We start from the raw sequence: 16,012 nt of genomic DNA on the forward strand, positions 1-16,012 counted from the left end.
TACAATTTTCCTCATTATACCATAGTCCTGCCTAAAGCAAGTGTCGAAAAAAATTATCGAAAATGCGAAAAATGTGTTTTTTGCTCCAAATTGACGCATTTTTTACAAAAAACGCGTAGATAAATGATTTATCTCTCCAAAAAATGCAAGAATAGATCTTTTTCGTGATTTTACTTTGGAGCGTCCCAGGAGCTATGATACAGACATCAGGTATAAAGGAGATGAATCAATGATTAATCAAGTTACTCTTGTTGGCAGGCTGACAAAAGATCCGGAGAAGAAAGTGACGTCTGAAGGAATCGCGATGGCAAACATTACCCTGGCAGTAAATCGTAATTTCCGCAATCACAACGGTGAATTTGAAACAGACTTTGTCCAATGCACTCTGTGGCGGAGAGCAGCTGAAAATACGTGCCAATATTGTCGTAAAGGAGCGATCATCGGCATTACAGGCAGAATGCAATCCCGTCATTACGATGCTAAAGATGGAAAAAGAATTTACATGACCGAGGTGGTGGCAGAAACAGTCCGTTTCTTAAGTTCCAAGCCGCAAACGAAAGCTACCGAGGAAAAGAAAGAAGGAGTCAGCATTGGGTCCTAATCCAAGCGAAGAAGCAGCCCAAAAATTAGAGCAATTGCTCGAAAGCTTAATTAAAATAGTGGGAAACGCCAACAAGAATGTCGACAGTCTGCAAAGACGCGTCAGTCAGCTCGAATGGCTAATAAAAGAGCAGCAAAGCTCCAGCCGCGACACCAACCCCATACGGATCTACTCCTAAGTCCCTCTGAATCCACCTTCATCTTTTTCAAAAGGGATGCGTTGCCATCTGTGTAACGTAGTTTATTATCCTCGTAAGAGCCTATCACCAAAAAAAGAAAATCAAACGTCTCTCCATAATGTACCCTCATATTTGAGAATTCCCGGGAAAAAGACCGGGAATTTTTTTGTATAAAAATTATTGAAATAGGAGATACTGTTACAAAACCCCCTTTTTTTGCTGAAGCTCCTGATCTGTATCGGGGGCTTCTTCGTGTTTTTTAGGGCATTCTAGACAAATTTTTGCCAAATAATAGGTGATTTCCTGTCCCTTAAGACAATTTGTGATAGTCTTTTAATCTTTTTGTAACATAACTATTACATTGCTTTGTTATAAATAGAACAAGGAGGGAGAGTATGCATAATTTAAAAAAGCGTATTATTCTCGTGGTACTTACAACTTTGTTTACTGTAACAGGCTCGAACATGGTTACATATGCGGAGACAAACAGTGAAGCGTTACAAAATGCCCAACAACAACTTCAGCAGCAACAAAGTATCGTAAACCAAAAAGAACAAGAAAAGCAATCCGTTAATAACGAGATCCAGCAAATTCAGCAAGAGTTAGATAATTTAGTTTCATATATTGATTCAAATAAGCAAGAAATGGCAAAGACGCAAAGCAAGATCGATGAAGTGAATAAGCTCATCGAAGCCAAAAAAGCTGAAATTGTGGTGCTAGAGGACAAAATCCTCAGCCGTAAAGATATTATGAAAAAACATAACGCTCTTACCTTACCGCAATTAATCGAAATGGCTCAAGAGCAGGATGTAAAGTTAGTAGCATGTACCATGACAATGGATTTGTTAGGGCTTAAAGAAGAAGAACTACTAGATCATATTGAATATGCAGGAGTGGCTGCGTATTTAGCAGATGCAGAAGAAGGAAATGTTAATCTATTCATATAAAAAGGGGACTTACAAATGCAATATGTCAATTATCTTGTTATTGCACTATTTCTGTTCTTTATAATCAAACGATTCTTACCGATAAAAGGCGTACACAACATTTCAACAATTGAGTTAAAAGCTGAATTAAATGACAAAAACAAGCAATATATTGATGTCCGTACACCTGGTGAGTTTAAAGGAAATCATATTAGAGGATTTAAAAATATCCCACTTCAACAACTTTCCCAAAAAGCAGAAAAAGAACTTTCGAAGGAAAAAGAAGTAATCGTGATTTGTCAAAGTGGTATGAGGAGTGGGCAGGCTAGTAAGATCTTGAAAAAATTAGGATTTGCAAAAGTAACAAATGTCAAAGGCGGTATGAGTGCTTGGTCTTAAACAATATAGTAGGAGGATTTTTTAACATGAAACAAATGACACCAAAAGAGGTTGAAACATTATTAAATGAAGGAAAGCAAATAAATATCATTGATGTCCGTGAAGTGAAAGAGGTAGCTGAGGGCAAAATTCCAAGTGCCATAAACATTCCATTAGGATTAGTTGAATTTCGTATGCATGAACTGGATAAATCAAAAGAATATATCATGGTTTGCCGTTCTGGAGGAAGAAGTGGTCGTGCAACTCAATTCCTTGAAAGCTATGGATTTAACGTCATCAATATGGCTGGTGGAATGCTTGCTTGGGAAGGTAAAGTGGAATAATTTTTTTAACATCAATTATACCCTATTAGGTATAAAATAGGAGGTCTACCATGAATTACGTTACATCAAACGTAACTTTAGATGCAAAAGGATTAGCATGTCCAATGCCGATCGTAAAAACAAAAAAAGCTATGAATAACTTGGAAGAAGGGCAAGTATTAGAAGTCCAGGCAACAGATAAAGGGTCCAAAGCGGACATGAAAGCATGGGCTGAAAGTACAGGTCATCAATATTTAGGAACGATCGAGGAAGCTGGAGTATTGAAGCATTACCTTCGCAAATCCTTAAATGATGAAGCCAATGAAAAAAATTATCCAAACGTAATCAATAATGAAGATTTAGAAAACAAACTTAAAGCAACCGAGAAGGTCATTGTTATCGATGTTAGAGAAGCTGCAGAATATGCATTTAATCATATTCCAAACGCCATTTCTATTCCATTAGGTGAATTGGACGATAGAGTAAATGAATTAACCAAACAAGATGAAATTTACGTTATTTGCCGAACAGGTAACCGCAGCGATTTTGCTGCACTAAAATTAACTGAAAATGGATTTACCAATGTAATCAATGTGGTTCCAGGAATGAGTCAATGGACTGGTGATACAACAGGTATCAAGGGTTAAAGTATATTTTTTTAAACCAAATAATACCTCAGGGGGTAATGTGAACATGACAATACATGTTATGACTTCAAAAGAAGTAACGCAAAAGGTTTTTAATAAAGATGAGTTATTTATTCTTGATGTTCGTAATGAAGATGCCTTTAAAGATTGGAAAATTGAAGGAGAAAACTTTGAGTATGTAAATATACCCTATTTCGAATTACTTGATGGTGTAGAAGAAATCCTTGATAAAATTCCAACTGATAAAGAAGTATTAGTAGTTTGTGCCAAAGAAGGATCATCAATAATGGTAGCAGAAATGCTTTCGGATGAAGGGTTAAATGTGTCATACCTTGAGGGCGGAATGAAAACTTGGAGTGAACATTTAGAACCCGTTAAAGTGGGAGACCTAATTGATGGTGGCGAAATTTATCAATTTGTTCGAATTGGTAAAGGCTGTTTATCTTACATGGTGGTTTCCAATGGAGAGGCAGCACTTATCGATGCAACACGCATGACAGATAGCTACCTAAACTTTGCGGAAAGCATTGGAGCAAGAATTACCCATGTATTTGATACACATCTTCATGCAGACCATATTTCCGGAGGTCGTATAATTGCCGAGAAAACAGGTGCAACCTATTGGCTTCCACCAAAAGATGCCACAGAAGTTACCTTTGATTATCAACCATTAGAAGATGGTAATGACGTAGTGATCGGAAGCACGATTATTCATATTCAGGCTTTATATTCTCCTGGTCACACAATTGGCTCCACTTCTTTTGTTGTGGATAAAAAATTCTTACTTTCTGGTGATATTTTATTCATCGATTCAATTGGCCGACCTGACCTGGCAGGTAAGGCGGAAGATTGGGTAGGGGATTTAAGAGAAACTCTTTACAAACGTTACAGAGAATTGTCAGAAGAATTCATGGTCCTGCCGGCACATTTTATGATCATTGAAGAGTTAAATGATGATGGAAGTGTTTCAGAAAAATTAGGTACCTTGTTTGCCAAAAATCACGGGCTTAATATCGAGGATGAAAACGAATTTAGAACAGTGGTAACTGAAAACTTACCACCACAGCCAAATGCCTATCAAGAAATTCGTGAAACCAATATGGGGAAAATAAACCCTGACTTAGATCAACAACGAGAAATGGAAATCGGACCAAACCGCTGTGCAGTACGAGGATAAGAACTAGGGAGGAATCATAATGGAATCAACAAAAGTATTAGACGCAAAAGGATTAGCATGTCCAATGCCAATAGTAAGAACAAAAAAAGCTATTGGAGAAATGGAAATCGGGCAAGTATTAGAAGTCCACACAACTGATAAAGGGGCAAAAAATGACCTGACCGCATGGGCGAGGTCTGGTGGACATGAGTTATTAAAACACGAAGAAGATCATGGAGTATTAAAATTTTGGATTAAAAAGGGCTGAAGATAAAGGGGACCTACCAGGGTCCCTTTTTATAGAGGAGGACAATATGGATATTACCTTAATCATTACTCTCTTCCTAATTGGATTTATAGGTTCATTTATTTCAGGAATGTTAGGAATAGGTGGAGCCATTATTAATTATCCGATGTTGTTATATATTCCGGTTATGCTTGGTGTAGGTCATTTTTCAGCACATGAAGTTTCAGCTATTACGGCAATCCAAGTGTTCTTTGCAACAATGGGGGGTGTTTTAGCTTACCGTAAAGGCGGGTTTTTAAATAAAACACTTATTGCTTACATGGGAATAAGTATCTTAATTGGAAGCTTTATCGGGGGATTCGGTTCTACCCACATGGCTGAAAATGGAATCAACATTGTATATGGTATTTTAGCCCTGATTGCTGTTATGATGATATTTGTTCCAAAAAAGGGAATTGATCATCTTCCACTGGGACAAGTCAAATTTAACAAATGGCTTGGTGCGTTGCTAGCTTTTATCGTTGGGATTGGAGCTGGAATCGTAGGAGCAGGGGGAGCCTTCTTGTTAGTGCCAATCATGCTTGGAGTGTTAAAGATTCCAACCAGGATGACGATTGCCTCTTCCTTAGCCATTACACTTATTTCATCGATTGGGGCTGTTTCAGGAAAAATCTCAACAGGACAGGTGCCCATATTACCTTCACTGATCATGGTGGTTGCCAGTTTACTAGCTTCACCAATAGGAGCAAACGCTGGGAAAAGAGTGAATACCAAAGTGTTACAAGTCATTATGGGCATTTTAATATTGGCAACTGCAGTGAAAACATGGTTAGGAATATTGTCATTTTAGCACTCTCTAAGAAGTTGTGTGTTCTTTAGTAAAAGGTTTGGTTTTAAGGCCATTGTGCATAATAGGAATTGACACTTACATTGGCAGTGTTCAATTCCTTTATATATATTCAACATTTTTTCGAGAGTTAACAGGCGAAAACTCTTACTAAATTTAAAAGACTATGATTATTATACTCTTAAAATGTTGTCAATTGAGCTGTCAATTTAACTGCAGTTTTGGATAAAAATAGAAATACATATACATTATTGAACGAATGAAGAGTTTTGTTTATAAAAATCACCTATAATGAGGATAGCATAAGAATAATATAGGGGGATTTTTTATGACACCAGAACAAATAGTTAGAAAATTTTTTGAAGAAGTACGATCAGGTGTAAAACCTGATTACTCAAAACAATTAATGGCAGAACAAGTAATAGCACATCAAATTATATCTGAAGAAGAAGAAACAGTGTTAAGGTCACCAAAAGATTATGTTGAACACGTAAAAGAAATGCAAGGAGTATACGGTAATTTTTCTATTGATATTCAAGAATTATTAGCAGTCGGAAATAAGGTATATGTACGCTGGAAACAAATAGGTACACACATAGGAGAAATCGATGGATACAAACCTACAGGACTTCCAGTAATACAAATGGCAAGTGCTGTATATAGAATAGAAAATGAAAGAATAGCAGAGTATTGGATTCAGATAGATAGGTTAGGAATTCAAAAACAATTGGAGTTCAACAAAAATATTAAAGGTTTTTAATTCAGTGTAGTTCTTACTATAACACATATAAATGAATTGTAATGAAACAACTCTTGAGAACTAAATGTAACTTAGATGCACTTTGAATAAAGGAAAACTAATGTTTAGGAAGGGATAGCCGGAGCAATCCTGTTTTCTAATTGAACTAACGGAGAGTTTTCTTCAATAAGCACGCAACTTGAAATTTTATAACAATATCTAAGGATCTACTAAACTATGTTAAAATAATAATCAAATTATTGAAAGGAATGTAAACGATGTCAAGAGGTGAACATTTACTTCAAGAACAATTTGGAACAACCAAAAGAGCTTCCTCTTTTTATGAAAATCAAATGCTTAACTACCTAAACAATAAGATGATAGAGTTTATCTCAAAACAAGGTATGATGTTCGTGGCAACGGCTGATGCCAATGGAAATTGTGACTCAACCTTTAGGGCCGGCTCAAATGGATTTGTACGTGTTATTGATGATTCAACCATAATATATCCCGAATATAAAGGGAATGGTGTCATGGCAAGTTTAGGTAACATCATTGAAAATCCCCATGTAGGACTAATGTTTATAGACTTTTTTGAGAATAACATAGGATTACATGTTAATGGGAAGGCAGCTATTATAGAAAATAGCCAATTACGCTCATATAATATTCCTGAAGAGATAATAAATGATATTAAAGAAAAAGAAGGAAACAAACCTGAACGTTGGGTTATGGTAAAAGTTGATGAAGCATATATTCACTGTTCAAAACATATCCCAAAACTACAACAAATGGACAAAAAAATATATTGGGGAACTGATAATGAAGAACAAAAGAACGGGGATTACTTTAAGACTAAACAAAGTATGAAACAGTAAAGATTGTGAAGAAGTTCACTTTAAACGAACGGATGCGATGCTTCAATAATGAAGGGTCGCTTTTTTCTTCCTGAACAAACGGGGCAGGTTTAGCTCAAGATATATCCATTCAAAATAAAAAAAGGACGGATATCCGTCTTAATGTTTAATTCAAAGGTGAGTTTAACTCTTTCTCTGTTTAATGAACAGCGAAATACCAGTTCCTAGGTAATAAAGAAAGAAATAGCCAAAAAGAATGAGAGTAGGTAGAGTGTTAGGGAGTATTTGTATAAGGATAAAACCTATAACAAGAAAAATAAATGAAACAATAAAATTAAATTTATATTTCGCTATTCTTTTCATAAAATCACCTCTGCCTTATTTTACCATTATCTTCAAGATTTGCATATTCAACACGTTAATAACCTCCAGCATCGTCTGAAAGATTGGATGTATAGCTTTCAGGTGGAAGCAACTAAAAATTTTGACGACTACCTTTTCTGGTTACGTTGGCTTAATTAGAGAAAAACTTGGCATTTTAAAAAATGAGTAGAACAAATCCTTATTTCAGTGTGTCAAAAGTTCAATAACACTACTGTTAAAATGCTAAGGAGTGCATTAAAAAGAACCCTTTGTTTGGAAGTCTAATTTTGTTTACTTTTCTGCTTTATAACGGACACTACTACCCAAGAAATCACTAATGAGATTGCAGGGAAAATAATATTCCAAGATGTGTAACTGATCTCGTGCTCAGGATAATAGTGTTTCATATACCAAGTTTCATATAAAAGATTCAGAATTAAGGTTACGAATGGTCCAATCACTACTTTCTTGAAAAGAGCTGATACTAAGACACCTAACCCAATAACTATTAAAGGAATAATAAATAATTGCATTATAAATGGGTCAATAAATTCCATACTTCTACACTCTCCTCGCTTACCATCATTATATAATGCATAGTGTAAAATTACACTTTAATTAACGGATATATTAAATAAAAACACCTAAACAAATAAGGTATTTGGTGGTTTTTCATGTTTTTAATTAATATTTTTGAGAGAAATTTTAGCTACTGAGATGACAGCTTTCCTTTTGAGCTAACGGAGTTTAGTTGAAGAAGCAATTCCATTTGTTTGTATAAATCAGGCTTTTAATCGGGGAATATTATATTGAATCTGGGAAGGATTTGAAGCAAGTATGGAAATAAGGATACCAACGGATTTGGAATTTAAAAAGATTTTGTCTCTCTCTCCACAAGCTGTATATGAAGGTACATTAGGTGATGTAAAACCTTCGGATGAAAAAGTCAAACAACTTATTGAACCCCTTTTGCAGAAGGGAAGTTATTATTTAATAGCAACAGAAAATGATATTCTAATGGGTTGGATTTTAATAGGGACAAGTAAGGACCAATTTACAGATAAGAAGTACGGTTTTATTTATGAATTATTTGTTTTAGATGAATTTAGAGGAAATGGGATTTCAAGACAGTTGATGGAAACAGGGATTGGACATCTAAAGAAAGAAGGATATTCCGAAGTCCGTTTAAGTGCATTTGCAGGAAATCAAGCAATTAAACTATATGAAAAATTAGGATTTTTCGTAAGAACAGTTACTTTGAGTATGCACATTTAAAACAACTGTATTACTTAACTAAAAGGGGCGTTAATCCAGAATGGATTATCGCCTTTTTTGTTGAATTCCTTCGTGAACATACGGATAGTTCAAAAATGCAGTGATAATTATGTAATTATTCTGGAGGATATTTATATGTGGCTAAGTGGATATGATTTATCAATTTCACCTCTGGTCCATAAGAAATTCTATAAGTCATTCGGTCCTTTCCTACTGGAACGTGGTGTCCACCATCGGTAGGCTCAATATCAAATGTAAATTCTAATTTAAAACCACGAAAGCCATTTACCCTTCTTGTTTCAATCACTTCAATTTTCCATGGGTCCACAGAGGGTGAAAAGTCCTTCAAAATCTTCGGATAATAATAGTTATACAAATCTTCGCTAATATAAGGAGCAAGCATGTTCATAAGCATGTCTTGTAATCTAAGTTCTTCAGAGTCTTGAGTTGGTTTATTTGATAAAACAGTTGTTGTTTGAAAGGATACGATGAGAATAAGGGATAGTATAAAAGCGATTAGCGTCTTTTTCATTCTTTTCAATACACCTCTTTAATTGTATTATTGCCTTTTCTGTATATGGTATGTGTTTATTGAACTAACGGAGCAGTTAGTTGAATTAGGATTCAATACCTAAGATAGATATATTATTCCAACAAAAGATCAAAATGTGTTATTGTTTAATATGATTTGTCTAAGGTAGAAACATGAGAAAGGTGTGCAGAAGTGTGAACAAAAGAATTTTTTTGATTTTACTTACTGTGATTTTTATTTCTGTATTTGTGGGTTGCGGAAAAACCACTGAACATACTTCGTCGAAAAAAGGTCAATCCCCAACGAGCACTGCTTCTAAGACTGCTGAAGCCAATAAGAGTACACCTGCCATTAACACAGAAAAACAAAAGAGTGATAGTGAATCTAACAAAGGTGTCCCTGCATCTAGCACTTTAAATGCAACAGGAACAACGGAAGGATTTGATTTTAGCAAATATACCCTAATTGTAGTAAACGGCGGGGATATGTCAGGATATAGACAGCCGAATGTAAGAGTTGATGTCGGGTATGGCGACAGGGAATATTGGGCTTTTACAAATGAATACGGACAGCTCATTCGTGTTGAGGCAAAAAAAATAACACTTCAAAATCCGAATACTGATCATGTTTTGTCGTCAGGCAGATATTACTCTAATGAAGCAAATGTTCCTGGTACAGAGAGTCCAACTTTGGATAAAGGGCATGTGATTGCTGACTCGCTTGGGGGAGTTTCAAACGCCTATAACATTACACCCCAGGACAGCACGCTCAATAGGCATGGCGATCAAGCTTATATGGAAAAAGTGATTCGAGATGCAGGAGGCTGTACTGATTTCGTAGCAGTGATTCAATATCCAAATACTCAGACGCAAATTCCCAACCATTATAAATTCACTTATAAAATTCAGGGCAGATCCGTTACAGATGAATTTGACAATGTAAACCCAGATGAAGTGAACAAAAAATTAGGGATAACGAAAGGTACGAGCAGTACGCCACCGAAAACAGACAATGTACCTGCAAACCAAACGGAAAGTAGTAAAGAAGATGTTAGCAAGGTGGATACCAATCATAATGGACAAGTTACAATCGCTGAAGCCAAAGCTGCAGGCTTTAAAATGCCAATTACGCGCGATTCATGGCTCTATAAATATATGGACGATCGAGATGGTGATGGAGTAGTTGGTGAGTAAATAGGGTTATGCGGAGATTCTTTCCTTCTTATTGAAGTTAAAAGAGCAGGTTCGTGAAAGAAAAAAAGTAATTGTTATAATGTTTAAGTGGATATTTTATTAAATATTACTGGAGGGAATCGTGTGAAAAGCAAATGGATCCTCTACGAGGAATTTGAAAGTGAAGGTTTAAGTGAAATGCTTGAGTGGCGTTGTGAACCTAAAAAATGGTTCTTGGACAAAACTTCCTCACAACTTGTTTTAGAAACAGATGAAGAAACGGATTATTGGCAAAAAACACATTATGGTTTTCAGGTTGATAATGGACATTTTCTCTATATAAAAACAAACAAGAATTTTAGAATGACAACAAAGGTTCAGGCATTACCAAAGTCAAAGTATGACCAAGCAGGATTAATGATTCGATTCTCGGAGGATGTGTGGGTGAAGACCTCTTTGGAGTACATACCAGATGGATTAAGTAAGCTGGGTGCAGTCGTTACAAATAGAGGGTATTCTGATTGGTCAACACAATATGTAGATTGTAAAGAAGTAAAATTATACTATCGAATATCTAAGATTCAACAAAATTGTTATATTGATTTTTCTTTGGATGGAGAAAGATGGAATCAAATTAGAATTGCCCACTTAGACATTCCAGAAAATTATACTTTTCACGCAGGAGTCTATGCTTGTAGTCCTCAAGGGAAAGAGCAAGAAGTTCGTTTTGATTTTCTTACAATAGAAGAGCTTGCTAATGACCCCACAAATGCATACTTATAAATGAACGGACTTATTTCTAATAAAATAAATCTGAGTCTGTTTTGTGCGGAAAGTGGTTAATAAAATAGCTAAGACAGTTCCTAGTAAATTATAGTTAACTTTTGAAGAATAGAATTATAAGTTAGATATGTTATTAAGTTAAAGGGTGCAAGAGTTAAAGATGGGATGGCTGCGGCGATCCCGTTTTCTTATTGTGCTAACGGGGAAGATTATTTAAATAAGGATTTACTTCTCTTAAGATGGAATATATTTAACAAAAAGGGTTTGAGGAGAAGAGATGGAAGACTTTAAATTTTTCTAATGTTAATGGGCTATTTAATATAAGGTATTATTGTTCTATCAATATTTTATTGCTTGTATAGTTACCTTATATCTGTTAAAAAAAATACTAAAAAGTATAGATGAAAAATTGGATAAGAATATTAAACAACAAAAATAATTTTATCCTCTATGTTATCGAAGAGCTTCTTATTTACTTCAACTTAGGGTGGGCTAGTGTTGAACAAGGAGTTTTGTCATCATCACCTTTAAACTAAAGGGCAGTTTAGGTTGAATGTAATAGAGACAAATTATATATAGATCAGCTCAAAAACCATAAACTGAGCTGCCTTTTTGCAATTTTATTGGAAAATTCCGGTGACAAAAAGGTATATAAGGTGTAAAATTACACTATATATATTCATTTACGGGTGATAAATTGAGAAAATTCCTAACAATTCTATTGGGGTTAGTATGCGTGACAGTTATTGTTATTGGCTATGTTCAATATAAGTTTATTTCTACCGAAAAGGGAGTTTTAGAATATTTAACGGTTAATAAAAAACTTCCAGAGGAAACCATTACGACACATCCCTTTATAGCAAATTTATCAGGTGATAAAAATTGGATGGTTTCAGTTACGATTAAGGGAGATTCCAATACATACTATTACTTCTTGAACGGTCAAAACAAAATAGTTTTGGAATCTTATGTGGACGAGAATGGTGAAGGCGATGTTCTAAACCAAATAATGAAATAAAAGTTCTTATTAAACTACCATGAAAATAAACTTCTCTAACCTCGAAAAAAGACAATACCAAAGAGAACCCGTCTCATGTGTTAAAAAAAATTGAGAGAGCTGCAAATCATTGCTATGGATTGGTTGACTGGATTAAGGTCAGTATCAGTATTGACACATCCTAACCATTTTCATTCTCTGTGGTGAATCGCTGATTTTTTGCGATTCATGGGTGGCTAACGGGTAGCGATACTTCAAGATGGTATTCCCCAAAAAACAAACTAATAAAAGTGCTTAAAGGGAGTAATTAAATGTTTGAAACAATATATTGGCGGATATTCATCGATGTCACCTCAAAAGAAAAGGCACAAAAAGTAATAAACAGATTATCTCAAGTAATTGGAGATATAACACTGTAAAATTGGTGCCATATTGGAAGGATAAATCGAAGTACGAACTTGTTTGTAAAACCAAATTACTAATTGAAGAACCAGAAAAGGCAGTGTTCTATGTACTTCAAATAGTTAACCAACTTGGACGAGAAATTAGTGTAACGGGTCCAAATATATACGATAAAGGTCAGGTGGAGTTCGATGGTCTCTGTTCATCTCCTACATTTGTAGGGCTTAGTTGGTTCCATTTTCATATCGATAATTCTAGATCCTTATTCAGTTAAACGGGATCATAGTCCCAACCAGCTTGAAACATGTTTATAACAAGTAGCGGGTGAACAGTTTAGCTGACGGAATTGAGGTCCACGGGTGCGACGTTCTACCCGGACTACCGTAATAATAAGACCATAACCAAAAAGGTAAATAGGACCGTTAGCACCTTCAAATGTTGTTACCTGCACGGTGACATTAAATATGTAACTGCCTATTGGCAACTGCTTAATTTGGGTAATTTCACCACACATATTTTGTTTAATTTCGCCATATTGTTTCTTCAATTCCTGTTGAATTGAGGGATAAAGCAAAATGAAAATCACGTCATCACGCAACTGTACATCATTTTTAGTTACGGTTTCAGCTTTTACAGGTGAATAAGAGAAAATGGTTAAGTAGGTTATAAATTTGAAAAGGATTTTTCCCATATAAATCCTCTGTTTGATGTTTCTCTTATAGTTAACAGTTAATGAAATTCTTATTAAGTTAAGCGAAGCAGTTTAGTTGAAGAAGAAACGAATAATGAGTATTTGACTCAAACTGAGCAACTAAATAAATTTTTTATACTATTTAATATAAGAGAAAAAATAGCCTACATACTATTGAAGCGTAGGCTAATCAAAATAAGTTAATCTGTAATTAATTTTGAATAAATACTTAGATCAATAAACGTTCCTTTTGATTTTTCGCACTTTCTCATTGTTCCTTCTAATGTAAAGTTTAACTTTTGTAAAACTTTAATTGAGTTAATATTTTCAGGTTCAACTTTTGCTTCTATCCTATTTATGTTTAATGAGTTAAATGCATAATCAACAAGTGAAAGAATGGCTTCTGGAGCATACCCATTGCCCCAATAAGATTTACTAATATCGTAACCGATTTCTACCTTGGAATTTATAAAATCTAAAGAATTGTAGCCGCAAGAACCGATAATTTTATTTGTTTTTTTTTCAATTATTGAATACCGAACAGCTTTGTTTTCCTGAGATAACTTATCAAGTAAATCAATCATATCTTTTGCTTGACTTTTATCTGTGAAACTATTGATATTCATATATTTTGTAACTTCTGGATCAGACCAAATTTTATACAAGCTTGCAGCGTCTGATGTTTTCATTTTTCTTAAAAATAATCTTTCTGTATTTAGTTCTTTAATCAATATTTTCCCTCCGTTAGGTTGTTAAATTGGGGTTAAGATATTGACATCTGCGCATAGTTCAATCCCTTCGTATTAACAGATTAGTTTAATTTTACAAGTTCAAAAAGGATGAAACAAGTATGTTTTAAAAAAATGACACAGTTCGAGGATATTGTAAATAAATGTACTTAAGTTCCTTTTAGTTGGAGGAATTTCCTCTTTTTTCCAAGTTAGATGGTATAATATATGGAAAAACAAAGGGGTTTTAATATGGCTAAAGCAAGGGTAATGTTTTCTCTTTGCTTAATTCTAGCAGTATATTTCATTGTGTCCATTACACAAGGTGGTAAAACTAATAATGTTGCAGTGAGTATCGAAGTATCTGATAAGTTTTCCGAAGAAGAAATAAATAATGCAATAAACACTGTGAAGAGAAAATTCAGAGGGTTTGATGGGTGCGAGATGACAAAACTGTGGTATTCCGAAAAAGATTCAAATAAAATAATCGAAGACTATTTGAATAGCGGTAGTGGTTCTGAAAAGGGCATAAAGGCGGAAAATGTTATTGTTCTGTTATCCAATTTTGATGTAGATTCTTCGGGTGTGAAAGAAGGTTTCAATCCAAATTCAACTTATACCCATTGGAACTGGATATTGGTGAGGAATAGCAAAACAGAAAATTGGCAAGTTAAAGATTGGGGCTATTAGAACAGCAAGTTTTCCAATAGAATGAGTTAAACAAACGGTGCAGGTTAGTTGAGGAATGATTATATGATAAAATTGAGAATTTTTAGCTATAAGTGCCATTGTAACAAGAAAAGGGGAAATAAAAATGAAACGTGTTTTTTTAGGTATATTGGTAATAATGATTATCCTGTTAGGAATGTATTTCTTGACTACCAATGCTTAGTTCCTTCTTGAAGTAATGGAGGTTAGAGTAATAAGGGCATAACCAAAAAGAAAGAATAATTCAGAGGTGAATTATGAGACGGTTATGTTTTTTAGTAATAATTATTTCATTTTTTTCGTTGAAAATAGTTAAAGTACAGGCAGAATCGAAATATCTGTATAACGAAAACAACTCAATTGACATTACTACAATGGATTATAGTTCAAAAAGAATACCATCGAAATTTAATGGATTTAGGATACTTCATTTGTCAGATTTGCATAGTAAGGCATTTGGAAAAAATCAAAAGGTTATATGCAAAAAAATGAAATTGTTAAAACCAGATTTAATCGTATTTACAGGGGATTTAGTTGACCAAAAGAATTATGACGAAGGAACAAGTCTATTGTTAATGAAGGAGATAATTAAAATTGCACCAGTTTATTTTGTGACTGGAAATCACGAGTGGTGGTCAAGAAATTTTAATTCCCTTGAAAAGAACTTAACCTCACTTGGCGTTAAGGTGTTACGAAATAGCTGGGAAAAGGTTCGTATTGGTGATGATAATATTTATATATTTGGCATAGATGACCCAGCTATAATTAACGGTGATCAGAGTAAACTGGTTAGAACTGAATTAAAAGAAGCATTAAATAGAGTTGAAAATCAAGGAGTCTTTAAGATACTGTTATCTCATCGACCTGAATTGTTTCCGATATATTCACAATATAATTTTGATTTAATTTTTTCTGGTCACGCCCACGGTGGTCAAATTAGGTTACCCTTAATTGGAGGTTTAATCGCTCCTAATCAAGGCTATTTTCCTAATTATTCTTCAGGTAAGTACAAAAAAAGAAATTCAACAATGGTTGTTAACAGAGGGCTAGGAAATAGCATATTTCCTCAGAGGCTGTTCAATCATCCTGAGATTATTGTTTTAAAACTATCTCATGGGGATAAATAAAAGGAGATCAGAGCATAAGCTTGAGAAAAATATACATAAACTTACGGTTAGCGTTGATCAAAAAGGATTAACAAATGGTTCAAGAACGGTATGATGTATTCTTTTGTTGTATTGTAAATAGACAGAATACTTTAATAAATAACTAAATTTATTTNNATCTAACAAATTTTGGTAATATCTAAAATAAAGATGTAAAAAAAGGGGAATCTATATAACACATGTGGAATACCTTGAAAAGATTCGTTAATTGGATAGAAAGACGAGGGCGGTTCCTAATTGTTAAGGATACGTTTATTTGTCTATCTTAAATTATTCAAGGGATTCATGTGTGGGCA

Annotated in this window: 20 protein-coding genes and 1 pseudogene; 17 read left to right on the plus strand and 4 right to left on the minus strand. The window is 34.3% G+C overall.

Features of this window, described 5'->3' with window-relative positions:
- Positions 1-229: 229 nt before the first annotated feature.
- The 11 genes and pseudogenes from ssb to V7083_RS06795 all read left to right on the plus strand — a co-directional run bounded on the left by ssb (position 230) and on the right by V7083_RS06795 (position 6,920).
- Positions 230-601: a single-stranded DNA-binding protein gene (gene ssb, locus V7083_RS06745; protein WP_335476614.1), complete on the plus strand. Its 372-nt coding sequence runs from the start codon at positions 230-232 to the stop codon at positions 599-601.
- Positions 591-779 carry a hypothetical protein gene (locus tag V7083_RS06750; protein ID WP_335476615.1) on the plus strand — a complete coding sequence of 63 codons (189 nt, stop codon included), beginning with the start codon at positions 591-593 and terminating at the stop codon, positions 777-779. The genes ssb and V7083_RS06750 overlap by 11 nt, the downstream gene beginning before the upstream one ends.
- A gap of 644 nt (positions 780-1,423) precedes the next feature.
- A complete protein-coding gene (locus V7083_RS06755) occupies positions 1,424-1,726 on the plus strand; it encodes a DsrE/DsrF/DrsH-like family protein (protein WP_335476644.1) in 303 nt (100 codons plus the stop codon).
- Positions 1,727-1,741: 15 nt separating this feature from the next.
- Positions 1,742-2,104, plus strand: coding sequence for a rhodanese-like domain-containing protein (locus V7083_RS06760; RefSeq protein ID WP_335476616.1), 363 nt, complete (start codon positions 1,742-1,744; stop codon positions 2,102-2,104).
- A gap of 26 nt (positions 2,105-2,130) precedes the next feature.
- Positions 2,131-2,427, plus strand: coding sequence for a rhodanese-like domain-containing protein (locus V7083_RS06765; protein ID WP_335476617.1), 297 nt, complete (start codon positions 2,131-2,133; stop codon positions 2,425-2,427).
- A 50-nt stretch (positions 2,428-2,477) separates the two neighbouring features.
- Positions 2,478-3,053, plus strand: a complete 576-nt coding sequence (locus V7083_RS06770) for a sulfurtransferase TusA family protein (RefSeq protein ID WP_335476618.1) — start codon at positions 2,478-2,480, stop codon at positions 3,051-3,053.
- Positions 3,054-3,116: 63 nt separating this feature from the next.
- Positions 3,117-4,230, plus strand: a pseudogene (locus V7083_RS06775) (MBL fold metallo-hydrolase); the annotation flags it as partial.
- 19 nt (positions 4,231-4,249) lie between these two features.
- Positions 4,250-4,477: a sulfurtransferase TusA family protein gene (locus V7083_RS06780; protein WP_335476619.1), complete on the plus strand. Its 228-nt coding sequence runs from the start codon at positions 4,250-4,252 to the stop codon at positions 4,475-4,477.
- A 46-nt stretch (positions 4,478-4,523) separates the two neighbouring features.
- Positions 4,524-5,306 carry a sulfite exporter TauE/SafE family protein gene (locus tag V7083_RS06785; RefSeq protein ID WP_335476620.1) on the plus strand — a complete coding sequence of 261 codons (783 nt, stop codon included), beginning with the start codon at positions 4,524-4,526 and terminating at the stop codon, positions 5,304-5,306.
- A 325-nt stretch (positions 5,307-5,631) separates the two neighbouring features.
- Complete coding sequence (locus V7083_RS06790; RefSeq protein WP_335476621.1) at positions 5,632-6,063, plus strand: ester cyclase; 432 nt, start codon at positions 5,632-5,634, stop codon at positions 6,061-6,063.
- Between the two features lie 257 nt (positions 6,064-6,320).
- A complete protein-coding gene (locus V7083_RS06795) occupies positions 6,321-6,920 on the plus strand; it encodes a pyridoxamine 5'-phosphate oxidase family protein (RefSeq protein ID WP_335476622.1) in 600 nt (199 codons plus the stop codon).
- Between the two features lie 623 nt (positions 6,921-7,543).
- Here V7083_RS06795 and V7083_RS06800 read toward each other — a convergent pair.
- Positions 7,544-7,819, minus strand: coding sequence for a DUF2651 family protein (locus V7083_RS06800; RefSeq protein WP_335476623.1), 276 nt, complete (start codon positions 7,817-7,819; stop codon positions 7,544-7,546).
- Between the two features lie 280 nt (positions 7,820-8,099).
- Between V7083_RS06800 and V7083_RS06805 the strand changes: the two genes are divergently transcribed.
- A complete protein-coding gene (locus tag V7083_RS06805; RefSeq protein ID WP_335476624.1) occupies positions 8,100-8,537 on the plus strand; it encodes a GNAT family N-acetyltransferase in 438 nt (145 codons plus the stop codon).
- A gap of 115 nt (positions 8,538-8,652) precedes the next feature.
- Here V7083_RS06805 and V7083_RS06810 read toward each other — a convergent pair whose 3' ends face one another.
- Entirely contained in the window at positions 8,653-9,069 is a 417-nt protein-coding gene (locus V7083_RS06810) for a DUF3888 domain-containing protein (RefSeq protein ID WP_335476625.1), read from the minus strand.
- Between the two features lie 173 nt (positions 9,070-9,242).
- On the opposite strand from V7083_RS06810, the gene V7083_RS06815 reads away from it, so the two are divergent.
- The 3 genes from V7083_RS06815 to V7083_RS06825 all read left to right on the plus strand — a co-directional run bounded on the left by V7083_RS06815 (position 9,243) and on the right by V7083_RS06825 (position 12,042).
- The gene (locus tag V7083_RS06815) at positions 9,243-10,262 is read left to right on the plus strand and encodes a DNA/RNA non-specific endonuclease (RefSeq protein WP_438823703.1); all 1,020 of its coding nucleotides are present in this window, start codon (positions 9,243-9,245) and stop codon (positions 10,260-10,262) included.
- A 123-nt stretch (positions 10,263-10,385) separates the two neighbouring features.
- The gene (locus tag V7083_RS06820) at positions 10,386-11,024 is read left to right on the plus strand and encodes a DUF1349 domain-containing protein (RefSeq protein ID WP_335476627.1); all 639 of its coding nucleotides are present in this window, start codon (positions 10,386-10,388) and stop codon (positions 11,022-11,024) included.
- Between the two features lie 736 nt (positions 11,025-11,760).
- Positions 11,761-12,042 (plus strand): hypothetical protein, encoded by a 282-nt coding sequence (locus V7083_RS06825; protein WP_335476628.1) that lies wholly within the window; start codon positions 11,761-11,763, stop codon positions 12,040-12,042.
- Between the two features lie 661 nt (positions 12,043-12,703).
- On the opposite strand, the gene V7083_RS06830 is transcribed toward V7083_RS06825, so the two are convergent.
- Both V7083_RS06830 and V7083_RS06835 read right to left on the minus strand, forming a co-directional pair.
- On the minus strand, positions 12,704-13,114 hold the full coding sequence (locus V7083_RS06830) for a DUF3888 domain-containing protein (RefSeq protein ID WP_335476629.1): 411 nt from the start codon (positions 13,112-13,114) through the stop codon (positions 12,704-12,706).
- 200 nt (positions 13,115-13,314) lie between these two features.
- The gene (locus V7083_RS06835) at positions 13,315-13,845 is read right to left on the minus strand and encodes a GNAT family N-acetyltransferase (protein WP_335476630.1); all 531 of its coding nucleotides are present in this window, start codon (positions 13,843-13,845) and stop codon (positions 13,315-13,317) included.
- 249 nt (positions 13,846-14,094) lie between these two features.
- Between V7083_RS06835 and V7083_RS06840 the strand changes: the two genes are divergently transcribed.
- Positions 14,095-14,532, plus strand: coding sequence for a DUF4829 domain-containing protein (locus V7083_RS06840; protein WP_335476631.1), 438 nt, complete (start codon positions 14,095-14,097; stop codon positions 14,530-14,532).
- A 275-nt stretch (positions 14,533-14,807) separates the two neighbouring features.
- Positions 14,808-15,677 carry a metallophosphoesterase gene (locus tag V7083_RS06845; RefSeq protein WP_335476632.1) on the plus strand — a complete coding sequence of 290 codons (870 nt, stop codon included), beginning with the start codon at positions 14,808-14,810 and terminating at the stop codon, positions 15,675-15,677.
- Positions 15,678-16,012: the final 335 nt, after the last annotated feature.

The sequence above is a fragment of the Bacillus sp. JJ1764 genome (assembly GCF_036962145.1).
Taxonomy (GTDB): domain Bacteria; phylum Bacillota; class Bacilli; order Bacillales; family Cytobacillaceae; genus Neobacillus.